12 protein-coding genes are annotated in these 15,024 nt (G+C 66.0%); 4 read left to right on the forward strand and 8 right to left on the reverse strand.

Going from position 1 to position 15,024, the window contains the following annotated elements; translation table 11 throughout:
* Positions 1–228: 228 nt before the first annotated feature.
* A complete protein-coding gene (locus ACE191_RS17995) occupies positions 229–999 on the reverse strand; it encodes a M57 family metalloprotease (RefSeq protein WP_400193626.1) in 771 nt (256 codons plus the stop codon).
* A gap of 599 nt (positions 1,000–1,598) precedes the next feature.
* On the opposite strand from ACE191_RS17995, the gene ACE191_RS18000 reads away from it, so the two are divergent.
* The 3 genes from ACE191_RS18000 to ACE191_RS18010 all read left to right on the forward strand — a co-directional run bounded on the left by ACE191_RS18000 (position 1,599) and on the right by ACE191_RS18010 (position 5,434).
* Positions 1,599–3,002, forward strand: coding sequence for a stage 0 sporulation family protein (locus ACE191_RS18000; protein WP_400193627.1), 1,404 nt, complete (start codon positions 1,599–1,601; stop codon positions 3,000–3,002).
* Positions 3,002–3,508 carry a gliding motility lipoprotein GldH gene (locus ACE191_RS18005; protein WP_400193628.1) on the forward strand — a complete coding sequence of 169 codons (507 nt, stop codon included), beginning with the start codon at positions 3,002–3,004 and terminating at the stop codon, positions 3,506–3,508. Before ACE191_RS18000 ends, ACE191_RS18005 begins: the two co-directional genes overlap by 1 nt.
* A 228-nt stretch (positions 3,509–3,736) precedes the next feature.
* The gene (locus tag ACE191_RS18010; protein ID WP_400193629.1) at positions 3,737–5,434 is read left to right on the forward strand and encodes a hypothetical protein; all 1,698 of its coding nucleotides are present in this window, start codon (positions 3,737–3,739) and stop codon (positions 5,432–5,434) included.
* 241 nt (positions 5,435–5,675) lie between these two features.
* Here the strand turns inward: ACE191_RS18010 and ACE191_RS18015 are convergent, their stop codons facing one another.
* The 5 genes from ACE191_RS18015 to ACE191_RS18035 form a co-directional block, all read right to left on the reverse strand.
* Positions 5,676–6,551: a hypothetical protein gene (locus tag ACE191_RS18015; protein WP_400193630.1), complete on the reverse strand. Its 876-nt coding sequence runs from the start codon at positions 6,549–6,551 to the stop codon at positions 5,676–5,678.
* 186 nt (positions 6,552–6,737) lie between these two features.
* Positions 6,738–7,712, reverse strand: a complete 975-nt coding sequence (locus ACE191_RS18020; protein ID WP_400193631.1) for a ComEA family DNA-binding protein — start codon at positions 7,710–7,712, stop codon at positions 6,738–6,740.
* A gap of 598 nt (positions 7,713–8,310) precedes the next feature.
* On the reverse strand, positions 8,311–9,243 hold the full coding sequence (locus ACE191_RS18025; protein ID WP_400193632.1) for a hypothetical protein: 933 nt from the start codon (positions 9,241–9,243) through the stop codon (positions 8,311–8,313).
* The gene (locus ACE191_RS18030; RefSeq protein ID WP_400193633.1) at positions 9,224–10,018 is read right to left on the reverse strand and encodes a UDP-2,3-diacylglucosamine diphosphatase; all 795 of its coding nucleotides are present in this window, start codon (positions 10,016–10,018) and stop codon (positions 9,224–9,226) included. Before ACE191_RS18030 ends, ACE191_RS18025 begins: the two co-directional genes overlap by 20 nt.
* Positions 10,002–10,655, reverse strand: a complete 654-nt coding sequence (locus ACE191_RS18035; protein ID WP_400193634.1) for a lactate utilization protein C — start codon at positions 10,653–10,655, stop codon at positions 10,002–10,004. The genes ACE191_RS18030 and ACE191_RS18035 overlap by 17 nt, the downstream gene beginning before the upstream one ends.
* Positions 10,656–10,847: 192 nt before the next feature.
* On the opposite strand from ACE191_RS18035, the gene ACE191_RS18040 reads away from it, so the two are divergent.
* Positions 10,848–11,663 carry an alpha/beta fold hydrolase gene (locus ACE191_RS18040; protein WP_400193635.1) on the forward strand — a complete coding sequence of 272 codons (816 nt, stop codon included), beginning with the start codon at positions 10,848–10,850 and terminating at the stop codon, positions 11,661–11,663.
* A gap of 81 nt (positions 11,664–11,744) precedes the next feature.
* Here ACE191_RS18040 and ACE191_RS18045 read toward each other — a convergent pair whose 3' ends face one another.
* Both ACE191_RS18045 and ACE191_RS18050 read right to left on the reverse strand, forming a co-directional pair.
* Positions 11,745–13,865, reverse strand: a complete 2,121-nt coding sequence (locus tag ACE191_RS18045; RefSeq protein ID WP_400193636.1) for an OmpA family protein — start codon at positions 13,863–13,865, stop codon at positions 11,745–11,747.
* A gap of 26 nt (positions 13,866–13,891) precedes the next feature.
* Positions 13,892–14,905 (reverse strand): tetratricopeptide repeat protein, encoded by a 1,014-nt coding sequence (locus tag ACE191_RS18050; protein ID WP_400193637.1) that lies wholly within the window; start codon positions 14,903–14,905, stop codon positions 13,892–13,894.
* Positions 14,906–15,024 lie beyond the last annotated feature (119 nt).

Here is a 15,024-nt window from a genome sequence, read left to right on the forward strand (position 1 = left end):
GGACTGCGCCATGAAATTACCGCTCGAAGCGCAACTTCGGGCCGCTCAGGCGGCCTAGCCCAGTACGCCCCGAATGCCGGCTTGGTCCTGGTACGGCCTGGGCGGCTCCCGCTGCGTGCCCCGAGGAGCACTAGCACTGTGCGGCCTGCGAACGGAAGCCAGGAACGCAAAGAGGCCCGGCTCCTTTGCGGGAACCGGGCCTCAGGTTGAACGGACTAACTCAGCCCGTTAGTACAGGTAGTTGAGGGCCGTGCGGTCGTTGGTGTTGAACGGACGGTTGGCACCGGTGCCGATGCAAGCCAGCATCCACGAGGTAGCGTCGCCGTTGTAAGCCGTGGGCGTGCCGGGAATGTGGACGGCACCCACCGTGCTGGCGCCTTCGTTGGTGTAGGCCCCGCCGCAGCTGTAAGCGCGGTTGGCGTAGTCAGTGTGGCGGAAGCCGATGCAGTGACCAACTTCGTGGGCCAGGATGGTGGCCAGGTAGTTGGTGCCGGGGTTAGAGCCCAGGTAAGTCGAGTTCACCAGCACTTGGCTGTGGGGGTTGCCGGCCGAAGTCGGGAAGCCCGCCGAAGCCAGGTAGCCGGCGCCGCTCGGGGCCTTGGTCAGGGTGATGTTGGCGCCCGAGGTTACGCGGCGAAAGCGCAGCCGCAGGTTTTCGGCGTTGTAGCGGCGAATCAGTTCGTCGGTAGCCGTTACGTAGGCCGAAGGCAGGGTGCTCGACACGGCAATGTTGATGGTGCGGGCAGTCGAGCCCACGCTCACCAGGTTATTGGTGCGGTACTGCTCTTCGTCGCCCACGCGCAGCATTTTGTACTCTGGGTTGCCCTGCAGGTCTTCGTTCTTGAGCAGGATGTCGCCCTCTACCAGCACGCCGCCGTCTACCTTGGTAGCGTTGTGGGTGCTGAAGCCGAGCTTCTGAATCTGGCTGAGTGTTTCAGTCGAAAGTTGATCTTTGGCAAGAACTTCCTCTTTTTTGGAGCACGAGGAAAAGGCTACCATTGAGAAAGCGGCAACGGTGAGGGCAGGTAGGAGTTGGGGGAATTTCATAAAAGTGTTTTGGGGTTTTGGTTGGTTTGGTTGAAGAACGGGCAAAAATTGCGAATAAAAATTTGAAATGTCAACAAAAAAATAACGAAACTTTATTGATGTTGTAACAGTACGCACGCTCCTACGCGGGTTAAACCATTAAGGAGTTGGCCGCTTTGCCATTGAACATTTGCTTATATTAATATTTGTATAAAACCGATGTCAGTCTGCTAGTGCCTTGTTGGGGTGGGTACGCCCTGCATTACTGGGTGCTGCCGTGCTGGATCTTGTGGAGGGCAGAGGCGGGGCTCCCGGAAGGATTATGACCCTGTCTCGCCCGTAGCGGCTGGTGCCGGGCTGAACAGGGGCCGCCCACCGGCTTTTCTTATCTTTGTTAGGAACCGTTCTTCCCACAAGAGCCGTTGGCCCTTGTTTACTTATAGATCTTTCTGCCCGTGGCTTGCACATCATGTTCCAGCGGGGGCGGTTGCTCAACGTCGGGTTGCGGCTCCAAAGGGGGCTGTAGCTCGGGCGGCTGTACCCGCCTCAATGTATTCGACTGGCTGCAGGACTTGGACCTGCCCGTCGATTTTAAAGAATTTGACCTCGTTGAAATCCGCTTCAAGGGCGGACGCAAAGAGTTTTTCCGCAATACCCACCGCCTGCGCCTGACCACCGGCGACGCCGTGGTAGTAGAAGCCGGCGGCAACGGCTGGCATCTGGGCTACGTCTCGCTGAAAGGCGAACTGGTGCGCCTGCAGATGCGCAAGAAAAAGGTGCCCGCCGACCACAAGGACATCCGCGGCATCCTGCGCATTGCCACGCCCGACGACGTGGAGCGCTACGAAGCTGCCCGGGAGCTGGAGCTGAACACCATGTTCAAGGCCCGCTCCCTGGTCGACGAGCTGCGCCTGAAGATGAAGCTCTCCGACGTGGAGTATCAGGCCGACCGCACCCGCGCCACTTTCTTCTACTCGGCCGAAGACCGCGTGGACTTCCGCGACCTGATCAAGCGCCTGGCCGATGAGTTTCGGGTGCGGGTGGAGATGCGCCAGATTTCGCTGCGCCACGAGGCCGGCCGCCTCGGCGGCATCGGCTCCTGCGGCCGCGAGCTGTGCTGCTCTACCTGGCTCACCGAGTTCAAGAGCGTGAGCACCACCGCCGCCCGCTACCAGAACCTGAGCCTGAACCCCGCCAAGCTTTCGGGGCAGTGCGGCCGCCTCAAGTGCTGCCTGAACTACGAGCTGGAAACCTACCTCGACGCGCTCAAGGACATTCCGCAGGTGCAGCGCCCGCTGCAAACCGCGCAGGGTGAGGCCTTCCTGCAGAAGACCGACATCTTCCGCAAGCGCATGTGGTTTGCCTACCGCGGCGACAACAACTGGCACATGCTCTCCACCGAGCGGGTGCGCGAGATTCAGGCCCTGAACAAGGCCGGCGAAAAGCCCGACGTGCTGCTGGCGCCGGTGGTGGAGGAGGCGGTGACCCCCAGCGTGCAGGAGCACGTGGAAGGCTCGCTCGACCGCCTCGACGACAAGATTAAGGGCAGCAAGCGCGGCAAGCGCAAGAAGAAAGCGCCCACCAGCACGGCCCCGGTTACCAACCAGCCCAAGCCCCAGGGGGCCGCTCCGCGGTCGGCGCCCGCGCCGCGGCCCGAGCCGCGGCCGAAAGCCGAGCCGGTAGCCACCGCCTCGCCCACTGAAGGCGACGCCCGTCCGCCCCGCGGTGGAAGCCGGGGCGCCAACCGCCGGCCGGGGCGCAACGCCAGCAGCGACGCCCCCCGACCCGAGCGCCCCACGCCCCGCTTCGACCCGCGCTTCCGGCCCGCACCCAACGCCGGGGGCAGCCCGCCGCCCCCCGACGGCCCGGCGCCGGACGGGGAGCGTGCCGGACGCTCGGGCCGCTCCCGGCGGGGCTCCCGCCGCGGCGGGGCCGGTGAGGCGGGCGTGGGTGCTACTCCTCCAACGGCTTCCTGATGATGACGCTGCGCTTTGCTTTCCGCCGCCGCCTGTGGCTGGCTTTGCTGCTGCCCCTGGCTGCCTGCGACCCGGCCCGGGTGTACGAAACCAACACCGATCTGCCCGACTACTCCTGGTCGGTGCAGAACAAGCCGGCGTTTGAGTTTCAGATTGAGGACACCACGCAGGTGTACGACGTGTACTTCAACGTGCGCAACGCCTCGGCTTACGGTTACTACAACCTGTACGCCAAGCATACGCTCACCGACCCCCAGGGCCGGGTACGCTCGCAGCTGCTGCACCACATGATTCTGATGGACCCCAAGACCGGTGAGCCGTTGGGTGACGGTACCGGCGACATCTTCGACCACCAGTTTCTGGCCCTGCCCAAGCAGCGGTTCGGGACGGCCGGCACCTACCGCATTGTGCTGGAGCAGTACATGCGCCAGGATGTGCTGCCCGGCATTATGGCGGTGGGTGTGCGCGTGGCCAAAGCCGCTGAAAAGCCAGCTGCCAAGCCCTGAACAAGGTCTGGTAGCCCAACTTCGGGCCGGTCGCTTTCCCCGGAAAGCGACCGGCCCGTTTTTTTGGTAGAAGCTGAAAACGAGTTGGAACCAGAAAAATAACGGGGCGAGAATATAGGAATGGAGCGCAGGAAAACCGGACAAAAAAACTCAACTCGGCCGCGCCCGGCGCGTATAGGGTTAGCGCTTTTTGTATTTCCCCATCTTCCAACCCAAAACACCCCAACCATGGCAGACAACACCAAAAATCAGAATGACGCCAAGGGTCAGAATTCCGGTTCGATGCAGGCTGGTACTTCGGCCTCTGGCTCGATGAATGCCGGCGGCTCCAGCTCCGGCCTCAATCAGTCTGGTTCCTCGTCGGGCCTGACCAGTGGCAGCACCGATAGCAGCCGCTCGTCAGGCTCGAGTGTTTCCAGCCAGTCGCTGGCTGATTCGCAAACGAGCATGGGCCAGGGTGGGGTGTCGGGCAGCAGCCGCAGCACCACGAGCAAGTCGGGCGGCTCGGCCTCGGGCAGCAAGTCCGGCTCGGCTTCGGCCGGCAAATCGACCGGCGCCAAATCGGGCTCGGCCACGGGCAGCACCGCTTCGTCGGCCACGGCCAAGAAGTCGGGCAGCAGCTCGAAAGGCTCCAGCACCTCCACGTCGAGCAGCCGCGGCAGCAAAGGCCAGGACGCGGACATGCAGTCGTCGCAGTCGTTCTCGCGCGGTCAGCAGGAGGGGAGCAGCAACGAGGAAAACCGCGGTAACTACGGCGGCAACTTCGGCAACAGCACCCAGGGCAGCTACCAGGACCGCGACCGGGACGAGAACATGTACAGCGGCGCTGGGCGCGGCGAGTACGGCAGCCAGGGCCAGGGCAACACCCAGGGTGGCTACGGCAACCAGAACCGCGACTACGACACCCGCTCGCGCGGCGGTAACTACGGCCAGGACGAGTACAATCGTGGCCGTGAGGGCAACTCCTACGGCCAGTACGGCGGCCGCGACGAGTACCAGGGCGGCCAGGGTGGCTACGGCAACCAGGGCGGCTACAGCGGCAGCTACGGCCGGGGCGGCGGCATGCAGAACAGCATGAACAGCGGCTTCGGCCAGCGCGACTCCTACGGCTACCAGGAGCGCGGCTACGAAGGCCAGGGCGGTATGATGAACCGCGGCAACCAGGGCAGCAGCATGGGCCGCGGCGACGACTACAACAATGATAACGGTTCGCGCTACGGCCGCGGCCAGGGCTACAGCGAAGACTACGGCCGCTCGTCGCAGGGCGGCGGCACCATGAACCGCGGCAACCAGGGCATGCGCGGCGGCTACGGCCAAGACGACGACAGCCAGTACGGCAACCGCAACCAGCGCGAAGATTACCGCCCGTCGCAGGGCGGTTCCGGCAGCCAGGGCTCGGGCCGCTCGCAGAACATGGGTGGCGGCTACCAGGACAGCTACGGTTCGCAGGGTGGCGACTACGGCGGCCGCAACTACGGTGGCTCGCAGCAGGGCAGTGGCTACGGCCAGGGCCGCGACGACTACGGCCGGGGTTCCCGCGGCATGAGCGGCGGCAACATGGGCGGTGGCTACGGCGGCGGCTACAACGACGACCGGTACGGCTCGGGCCGCTCGGGCTCGTCGCACTCGTCGAGCCAGGACAGCTACGGTCAGCGCAGCGGCTACAACGAAGGCCGCGGCGGCTACGGCGGCAACTCGGGCGAGGGCTACGGCTCGCGCGGGGGCTCCTACAACGACGAGTACGATTCGTCGAACCGTAACTCGCGGCAGGGCTCGGCCTCGCGCGGCGACTACGACTCGCAGGACCGCGGCCGCAACTACGGCCAGGAAAACCGCGGCAATTACCGCAACCAGTCGGGCGACGACTCGGACTACGGCTCGGCGCCCCGCCGCAACCGCGGCCGCGACGAAGACGACCGGTACTAACGATTTTGAGTAGTTTGTGAAAAAGGCTCCCCGCATTGCGGGGAGCCTTTTTGCTGTTGCCTGAAGTCGGGCTGCTAAGCCAGTTAAGCGAAGTCAACCTGCCTGATTCAGGCTGCGCGCGAGGGCCGCAACGCGCGGGCGCTGATACAGTCTGTTCCGGGAAGGCGACGCCATTGGCTTCGGACAAACGGCTACCACACTCAAGCCCCAAAGCCACCGTGGTGCCGAGCACCGCAGTTGGTTAATTGGCTGGCTTACGGGTGGCGCGGTACAGGCGGCCTTTCTCGTTGCTGAACACGAAATCGGTGTCGTTGACGAAGGTCAGCGCCTCGGCCTGGCCGCTGACGGCCACCGGCAGGCAGCTTTTGGCGCCGTCGAACAGGCGGCGGCCGGGCTGGGGCGCAATCAGGTACACATGGCCGTAGCCCAACAACGCCACCGTGCGGCCGTCGGGGCTGATGTCGGCCGAGGTAATCCAGGTGTTGATGCGGATGCTGTCGGCTAGGCGGGCCACGTGCTGGCCAGGACGGGCCGGCAGGTGGTATTCCTTCACCCAGTTGCCCTTGCCGCGGTTTTTGGTGAACAGGTAGAGGCTGTCGTCGCGGAAGAAAAACGCCTCGCAGTCGAAGTTGCGCCGGGGCTTCTTGGGCGGAAACTTGCGCTGGTCGGGGTAGCGGAACGTGATGGTGTCGACCCGGGTGAACTGCGGGCCGCTGAGGCGGAAGATGCGCAGGTCGCGGCGCTTGTTGGCGTTGTTGCCGAAGTCGCCGATGTAGAGGTGCCCGCGCTGCCGGTCCAGGGCCAGGTCTTCCCAGTCCACGTTGGATGCCCCGCGTACCGGCAGCGTGCGCAGCAAATCGCCCTGGGGCGTCACCAGGTAGAGGTTGTTGGTGTTGCCCCCGTCGCCGTGGGTCCACAGGTCACCCTCGGCGTTGGCCTGGGCCAGCCCCGAGCTTTCCACCACCTCGTCGCGTACCATGCGCCCCACCTGCTGCACCGCGTAGTTCTGCGACACGCGGTCGAAGTTGCCGCGCCCCTGGTCGTCGGCACAGCCGCAGAGCACCGACTGCAGAAAGATAAAGAGGGGAACCAGCTTGTCGCGTAAGACGAAAAGCATGAGCGGAGGAGTTGAGTGAGCGGATGCGGCTACCAAGCCTACGGGGCGCTTACGCAAAGTATAGCCCGGCGGCTGTATTTACCGGCTGCATCCGGCCGCAGGCGTTCAGCCGCCGGGCAGGGCCGGCCGATTTCCGGGACCGGCAATCAAGCCAGGCGACGGATGCCCGTAGGGTGCTGCCGGCTTTCAAAAGCGCAGGTAGGGCAGCAGCTTCTGGTAAGTTTCGTCGTCGATAATGCGGATCTGGCGCAGGTCGGCGGGCTCGCGGAAGGGGCCGTGCTGGGCGCGGTAGGCCACCAGCACCCGCGCCAGGCGCTTGCCCAGGTAGGGGTGCTGGCACAGCTCCTCGAAAGCGCCGCCGTTCACGTTCAGCGGCGCGGGCTGGTAGCCGGCGCGCACGAAGGTGTACTTGCGCAGGCTGTCGACCAGGTCGGGCGCGTCGCGCAGCACGTAGATTTCGGCGGCCTGACCGGGCGAGGTGAAGCCGCCCAGCCGCTCGCGGTAGTCCACCAGCCGCGCGGCCAGTCGCCGCCCCACGCCGCGAATCTGCATGAGCTGGGTGGTGTCGGCCACATTCAGGTCGAAGGGCTGCAGGTTGCGCGGCTTGCTCACGAACCGGCTTTTGGGCCACTCGCGCCGGGCAGAGTCGCGGCGGGGGTAGCGGCTGGTGTAGGGCTGGTCGGAGCGGGCAGGCAGGGTTTCGGGCAGCTGCAGGTAGGGAGCGAGGCGGGCGTACTGTTCAGGACTCAGCCCATAGGCTTTGCGCACCTGCTCCTTGGCCCGGAACCCACCGATGACCTCGCGGTAGCGTACCAGCCGTCGGGCCAGAAAGTGCGGCAGCCCCCGGGCCTGCCAGCCGGCTTCATCCAAGGTGTTGGGGTCGAAGGGCGCCAGCGCAACCTGCGGCACGGCGGGGTAGCGCGACTGGCGCGGCGGGTAGCGGCGCGCGGCCGGCCGCTGGGCGGCCAGCTCGGCCGTCAGCTGGTTGAGCGCGCGCCGGTCCTGGGCCGAATGGTAGCGGGGCAGGGCGGGCCGTAGCAGCAGGGGGGCGGCCAGCAGGGCCAGCAGCAGCAGGAGCAGCACCGCAAAGCCGTTGGTTTCGGTGCGGGAAAACCCGAAATGCCGGCGCACTGCCCGGCGCAGAGGCGTAATAAACAGCATGATAAGTCACTAAAAAAAGCGTCGTCGGAATAAAGCCGCCGGCGCCACGGGGCGCAAGGGGCTGAAATAAAGTAAAGAAATCAGCGGGATAATACCTAGAGGGGCTGCCGCGCAGCAGGGGCGGGCTGCCTGGGACTGAAGCGCGGCTTTCTACAGGACGGCTTCAGCCGAACCAGCGGCGTGCGGCGGCGCCTGCTCAACCAGTATCCCGCGGCCCAGCCCTGACTGCGCTGGGCGACGGAGCCTTGGCGGATGTGCGGTATGGGTTTTATCCTAAACAGCTGTTCAGTACCCGGGCCGGGGTCAAGTTCCCATTTCCGTATAGGCACCGTATAGGCACTCCGTACTCAGAGTATACCCACGCCGGAGGCAGGCTATCGGCAGAATGCAATCGGCGGCTACCCGCTCCGGGGCTATAGAGGCCGGGAGCCAGCCGCCGCCGGGACTGTGGGAGAGAAAGGCAAGTACGCGTACTCCGTGCGCAGGAAGTGCGCGGAGTTGGCACGGGTCACGCTCACCGTCTGCGGCACGATGGGGCCGGGGCAATGGTCGGCGCGGCCAGCCGGGATGCTGCCCGAAGCGGGGCGGCCGGCTCAGCCTACTTCAACTGCGGCAGGCGATACACCTGAATGCCGGCCGGCACAAAGCAGTAGGCGTACTGCTCGCCCACCAGCACCTGGCTTACCGGCGCATCGGGGGGCGTGGGCAGGGGCTGGGTGCGCTCCTGCAGCTGGTAGAGGTGAAAGAAGTGCAGGCGGTTGTCTTTCAGGTAGTACAGCTCGTCGCCGCGGAAGCCGATGGTGCTCAGGCCGGTAAAGGGCAGGCGCTTGCGGAAGTTGCCCAGGTTGTCGAACACCCACACGTCGGAGTTGCGGTCGACCAAATAGAGGTTGTTCTGGTACTCGCGCAGAAAGCGGAAGTCGGGCTTCTGGCGGCCCAGCAGCAAGTCCAGCGGCGTCTGAATACTGAAGCGCTGCTGGCGGGGGCTGAACTGCGACAGGCGCAGGTCGCTTTCGTTGAGCAGCCACAGGTTCTCGTCGGGGGCCAGCGTGGCGGTGCGAATCTGCCCGTCGGTCAGCTCGGAGAGGCGGGTGCTGGAAATCGGGGCCAGGAAGCGGTCCAGGAATACCAGCTCCTGCCGGTCGTCGTAGAACACCAGCACCTTGGTGGTGTTCCAGGCTTCTACTTGGGCGGTGTGGCCGGGCAGCGGCGGCGAGTACACGGCCAGCGGCTGCCCGTCGGGGGCGAACTGGCGCAGGTTGTTTTTGGCGTCGGCCACGTAGAGGTTGCCGCGGCGGTCGAGCGAGGCCGGGCCGGGCCGGGGCAGTTCGATGGTGCGCACCAGCGTCCAGGCATCGGCGGCGGCCGGCGCCGCGGTGGCGGCGGGCAGCGCCTGAGCCGGTGGGCGCACCGCGGCCGGGGCCGAGGGCGGAGTAGTGGCCGTCTGGGCCGCCAGCGTCAGGGGGAAAGCTAGCAGCAAGGCCCCCGCCAGCACCCGGGCGGCGGGGCGGTTACCCGCGGAAATGCTCAAGGGCCAGCTGCTGTCCGTCATACACCGCGTAGCTGCAATAATTGACCCATTCGCCCAGGTTCACGTAGCGGCTGCCCGGGCCGACTTCCACGTCGAGGGGCAGGTGGCGGTGGCCAAACACGTAGTAGTCGTGGTGCAGGCGCTTTTCCAGCTCGCGGCAGTACACCAGCAGCCACTCCTCGTCGCCGAAGTAGTGGTCGTCCTTGCCCGCGTTGCTGATGCGGCTGCGCTGGCTCCAGCGGTTGGCAATGCCGATGCCCAGGTTGGGGTGCAGGCGCGCAAACAGCCACTGGGCCACCGGCGAGGCAAACACGCGCTTGAGCATCTTGTAGGTGTAGTCCTTGGGCCCGAGCCCGTCGCCATGGCCGATGTGGAAGCGCTGCGCGCCGATGGTCAGGCTCACCGGGTGGCGCAGCACCGGAATGCCCAGCTCCTCGGTGAAGTAGCCAAACATCCACATGTCGTGGTTGCCGGTGAAGAAGGTGATGGGCAGGCCCGCGTCGGTGAGCTCGGCCAGCTTGCCCTGCAGGCGAATGAAGCCGCGGGGAATGGCGTGGCGGTACTCAAACCAGAAGTCGAAGATGTCGCCCACCAGGTAAATGGCCGCCGCGTCGCGGGCCGCCATATCCAGCCAGCGCACGATGCGCCGCTCCCGCTCCTGCGAGGCCGCCGCCGAGGGCGCGCCGAGGTGAAAGTCGGAGGCGAAGTACACGCGCTGACCCGGCCGCAGCGGCACGTCAGGCAGGGTGGGCAGCAGCTTAGGCGCCGAGGTCATCAATCAGAAACAAGGTGATGCTGCGCGGGCCGTGGGCACCCAGCACCAGCGTTTTTTCAATGTCGGCCGTGCGGCTCGGGCCGGTGGCCAACCCCAGCATGGAAGGCAGCTTGTCGGCGCCGTAATGCCGGGTGAGCCGGGCCAGGGCGTCGCCGATGTCGGCCACAATCTGCGAGGCGCGGGCCAGCACCAACTGCTGATCGGGGTAGATGCTCAGGCGCCGCCCGCTGGCCGTGGCCGAGCTCAGCACCACCGAGCCGGTGCGCGCCACCAGGGCCTCGCAGCTGGTCAGCCCCGCGTCGGCGTGGGCAATAAAGCCGGCCTCGTCGCCGGTGAACACGATGCCGCCCGCGTGCAGCAGCTTCTTGAGCTCCGGCTCCCACACGTAGAGGTGCTCGAGGTTGCGCTCCTTTTTCAGGGCGAAGAGCTGGTCGAAGAAGTCGTTTTCGGAGGCGCAGTAAATGAAGGTGCCGCCCACCCGCACGAAGCTTTCGGCAAAGACCACCGTCAGATCGTCGGCCGGCGGGGCAAACAGCGGGGCCGTGAAGTTGGGCGTCGCGGGCGTGCCGGGGCTGGGCTTTTGCAAAGCCTCGCGGATGCGGCGCAGCACGATGTCGCGGGAAGTTTCGGACGGCATAGACTACAAAAATCACGGATTCCGGCGGATTTTTCGGATTCCCCCGAATCCGGGGATGATTTCCGCCCGGCAAGCCGGGCCGGAACCACCGTTTCGGGCCCGCTGCCGGTGCCGTTGAGCGGGCCTGGCAGCGCGCAGGGGTACCTTTGCCGCGGCACGGCGCACCGCCCGTTGTGTCCTTGCGATTTGCCGATGACTGCTGCCGAAACCGTTGCCCGCCACGAAACTAACCTAGCCGGGGCCGATTATTTCCTGCGCGTACTCACCCTGCGCGGGCCCGACCCGGCCGCCGACCAGCGCCCCTGGCTGGTGTTTCTGCACGACTCGCTGGGCTGCATTGCCCTGTGGCGCGACTTCCCGGTGCGGCTGGCCGCGGCCACCAGCTGCCACGCGCTGGTGTACGACCGCCGCGGCTACGGGCAGTCGGCGCCGCTGGGGGAAGGGCCGCGGCCCCACGACTACCACGCGGCCGAAGTGCCCGACCTCTGGCGGGTGCTCGATTTACACGGCATCGAGCGGGCGGTACTGGTAGGCCACTCCGACGGCGGCACCATTGCCCTGCAGGCGGCGGCGCTGGGGCCCGAGCGCGTGTCGGGCGTGGTAACCGAGGGCGCACACGTGTTCGTGGAAGAGGAAACGCTGGCCGGCATCCGGCAGGCCCGGCAGCTCTACCAAACCACCGATTTGCCCGCCCGGCTGGCCCGCTACCACGGGCCCAAAACCGAGGCCGTGTTCCGGGCCTGGACCGATACCTGGCTGCGACCCGACTTCCGAAGCTGGAACGTGGAGGAGTACCTGCCGCGCGTGCAGTGCCCGGTGCTGGTGCTGCAGGGTGCCGCCGACGAGTACGGCACCTGGGCGCAGGTCGATGCCATTACCGCGCAAACGGGAGGGCCGTCCCGCAGTGAGCGGCTGCCGGGCGTGGGCCACACGCCCCACAAGGAAGCTCCCGCCGCTACGCTGGGGCTGATGACGGATTTTGTCAACTCGGTGGTGGCTCCGGTCTGAGGCCTGGCTTAAGCGGATGCCAACAAGAACGGGCCCCAGCTACTGCAGGGGCCCGTCTCAGTGTGTGCGAAGTGGGCTGCCTTACTTGGCCACTACCTTGAACTCGGTGCGGCGGTTGAGCTGGCGGCCGGCGTCGGTGGTGTTGGGGGCCACGGGTTGGGTGTCGCCGAAGCCGGCGGAAGTGAGGCGGGCGGCGGCCACACCCTTGCCGGTGAGGTAGTCGACCACGGCCTTGGCGCGGCGCTGCGAGAGGTCCTTGTTGTACTCGGCTTTGCCCACGTTGTCGGTGTGGCCCGAAATTTCAATGCGCAGGTTGGGATACTCGGTGGTCAGCAGCTGCACCATGCGCTCCAGTTCGGCGGTGCTTTCCTTGCGCAGCGTGGCCTTGTTGAAGTCGAAGAAGATGTTGTTGAGCACCACTTTGGCGCCCACATCGAGCTTCTTAAGCGGAATGTCCTTGACCACCTGGGCGTAGGCCGCGCCGGCGGGCAGGTCGAAGTTCTCGGAGTGGAACAGGTAGCCATCCTTGCGCACCACAATGCCGTAGTTGGTGCCCGAGGGCAGCGACACCAGGTAGCGGCCCGACTGCGAGTTGCTTTGGAACGAGGCAATGGTCTGGGCCAGGGAGTTGTCGACCAGGTCGATGGTGGCTTCCAGCGGCGCCTTCGAGTCGGCATCGGTTACCACGCCCTTCAGAATGGTTACCTGGGCCGAGGCAATGGCTACCGGCGGGGCCAGTAGGGTTTCGCGCAGCGGCGCGGCCCGCGAGGCCAGCAGCTGGTCTTCGCCCGACAGCACCGGCGGCTTCTCGGGGCCCAGGAAGGTAATCTGGTAGATGTCGCGGCTGCCCAGGCCGTCGTCTTCGCGGGTGCTGGAGTAGTAGCCGTGGCGGCCCGAGGCTGAAAGCACAAAGAACACGTCGTCGTCGGGGGTGTTGATGGGCCAGCCCAGGTTTTCGGGCTTGGTCCACTGACCGTTTTTCCACTCCGAGCGGAAGATGTCGTAGCCACCCATGGAGTTGTGGCCTTCCGACGAGAAGTAGATGGTTTTGCCGTCAGGGTGCACGAAGATGCCGTCCTCGTTGTAGGGCGTGTTGATGACCGAGCCCAGGTTTTCGGCCTTGCCGCGGCCTTCGATGTCGAGGCGCCAGATGTCGTGGCCGCCGCGGCCGCTTTCCACCGAGCCGTTGCTCACGAAGTACAGCGTGCGGCCGTTGGGGGCGTAGGCCGCCGATGACTCGTGCGACTGACCGCCGTTGATGCGCCGGCCCAGCTCCTGGGGCTTGCGCCACTCGGCGCCCTTGAGCGAGGCCTCGTGCAGGTCGCCGGCGCCGTCTTCCACGTAGGTAATGAGGCGCTGGCCGTCGGGCGCCAGGGCCACCACCGCGTCGTGGCCCTTGGTGTTCACGGTGGGTCCCAGGTTGCGGGCCGGGCGCCAGCTGCCGTCGGCGTTGCGCTGGGTCATCCAGATGTCCTCGAAGTAGCCGCCGGTTTCGGGGTCCTTGTCGTCGCCGGTGCCGCCCTCGCGCCGCGAGGTAAACAGCATCACCGACTCGTCGGCCGTGATGACCGGGCCGTAGTCGGCCGCCACCGAGTTCACGGCCGGCCCCACGTTGTCGATGAAGGCGCGGGTGGGGTTCTTCTGCAGCGCCAGGCCCGACTCGCACTCCTGAATCTTCTTGCGAATGTCGTTCTGGGTGGCCGTGGCATTCTTGGCGCCGGCCGGCGGCTGGGCGGCCTTGTACTCGGCAATGGCCTCGGTCCACTTGGCATTCATGTGCAGGGCCCGGCCCAGCAGGTAGTGCACGTTGGCGTCCACCTGCGGGTCGAGCTGGTAGGCTTTCTGCAGGTAAGGCAGGGCCTTGGCTTTGAGACCGGCCGAGCCGAGGTAGCAGTGGCCGATGCGGTAGTTGAGGCGGGCGTTGTTGGGGTTGAACTGCTGGGCGGCCAGGTAGTGGGGCAGGGCCTGCTCAAAGCGCGGCGGGTCGGCGTCGTACCACTCATCGCCCAGCTTGATTTCCTTCTGGGCCGTCTTCAGCCCCTCTTTGTCGCCCGAAAACCGGTCTTTGGTAAATTCCACGCTCTGCGCCGAAGCCAGCAGCGCGCTGCCCAGGGAAAAAGCCACGCTCAGGGCCAGGGCGCGGCCCAGGAAAGCGTGGCGCAGGGCCACGAAGTTGGCCGGGTAAGAAGAAGTCAGGATCATCTGCGGAGAAATCAATCGGCCCGTGTTTATTCGCAGCCCGCCGCGGCGGCGTAGCTGTTGCCGGCCTGCAGACCCAGCTCGGCGGCCTTGCGCCAGTCGGCGCAGGCGCCCTTGGGGTTGCGCAGCATTTCGCGGGCGTGGCCGCGGTTGAGGTAGGCTTCGGCGTACTGGCCGTTGGCCTGCAGGGCCGCCGTGGCGTCGGCTTCGGCGCCCTTGTAGTCGTCGAGCTTGAGCTTGGCGGCGGCGCGGTTGTTGAGCGCCAGCGCGTAGCCCGACTTCAGCTGCAAAGCCTTCGAGAAGTCTTCCACCGCGCCCTTGTAGTCCTCGGCCTCGAAGCGGGCCTGGCCCCGGCCCAGGTAGGCCACGGGGTTGTCGGCGTTGCGCCCGATGTAGGTGTTGTAGTCGGCCAGGGCACCCTTGGCGTCGCCCTGCCGGCGCTTGGCAGCGCCGCGGTTGAGCAGGGCCACTTCCAGCTCGGGCTGCAGGCGCAGGGCCTCGGAGTAATCCTGCACGGCGGCGGCGTAGTTGCCGAGCTGGCGCTGGGCGCTGCCGCGGTCGTGCAGGGCGTAGGCGTACTTGGGGTCGGCTTTGAGGGCGGCGCTGAAGTCGGCCAGGGCAGCCTGGTAGTCGCCTTTCTCGAAGCGCAGGTCGCCGCGGTAGTACCAGGCCGGGGCGTAATCGGGCTTCAGCTCGGTAACCTTGCCGTAGTCCTGCTCGGCGCCGTCGTTGTCGCTTTGGGCCTGCTTGGCCTGGGCGCGGCCGTACCAGGCCGTGAAGCTGCCGGGCTCGAGGCGGATGGCCTCGTTGTAGTCCTGCACGGCCGGGGCGTACTGCTTCAGCTCGTAGCGGGTGGCCGCGCGGTTGTAGTAGGCTTTGCTGAAGTCGGCCTTGGCTTTGATGGCCTGGTCGAAGTCGAGCAGAGCGGCCTGGTAGCTTTTCTGGTTGAACTTCGCCACGCCGCTATTGTAATATTTCTCAGCTACCTGAGCAGGCGGCAGGGTAGTGGCCCGCACGGTATCCACCTGCGCCTGAGCCGTCAAACCTGCGGCCGAAAGGGCAAGAGTAAAGAGTATTTTTCGCATCATCCTGGGGAGCCGGCGCAGCGCCGGGAGGCGGGCCGTGCCGAAATATATTGGATTTTTCCGCAGCTACCGCCGCT

It is taken from the genome of Hymenobacter sp. B81 (assembly GCF_044628455.1).
Classification (GTDB): Bacteria; Bacteroidota; Bacteroidia; order Cytophagales; family Hymenobacteraceae; genus Solirubrum.

Excerpts from the sequence above, each read along its gene's own strand:
- ACE191_RS17995 (WP_400193626.1), bottom strand. The coding sequence starts at position 999 with ATGGTAGCCTTTTCCTCGTGCTCCAAAAAAGAGGAAGTTCTTGCCAAA.
- ACE191_RS18005 (WP_400193628.1), top strand. The coding sequence starts at position 3,002 with ATGATGACGCTGCGCTTTGCTTTCCGCCGCCGCCTGTGGCTGGCTTTG.
- ACE191_RS18010 (WP_400193629.1), top strand. The coding sequence starts at position 3,737 with ATGGCAGACAACACCAAAAATCAGAATGACGCCAAGGGTCAGAATTCC.
- ACE191_RS18015 (WP_400193630.1), bottom strand. The coding sequence starts at position 6,551 with ATGCTTTTCGTCTTACGCGACAAGCTGGTTCCCCTCTTTATCTTTCTG.
- ACE191_RS18020 (WP_400193631.1), bottom strand. The coding sequence starts at position 7,712 with ATGCTGTTTATTACGCCTCTGCGCCGGGCAGTGCGCCGGCATTTCGGG.
- ACE191_RS18030 (WP_400193633.1), bottom strand. The coding sequence starts at position 10,018 with ATGACCTCGGCGCCTAAGCTGCTGCCCACCCTGCCTGACGTGCCGCTG.
- ACE191_RS18035 (WP_400193634.1), bottom strand. The coding sequence starts at position 10,655 with ATGCCGTCCGAAACTTCCCGCGACATCGTGCTGCGCCGCATCCGCGAG.
- ACE191_RS18040 (WP_400193635.1), top strand. The coding sequence starts at position 10,848 with ATGACTGCTGCCGAAACCGTTGCCCGCCACGAAACTAACCTAGCCGGG.
- ACE191_RS18045 (WP_400193636.1), bottom strand. The coding sequence starts at position 13,865 with ATGATCCTGACTTCTTCTTACCCGGCCAACTTCGTGGCCCTGCGCCAC.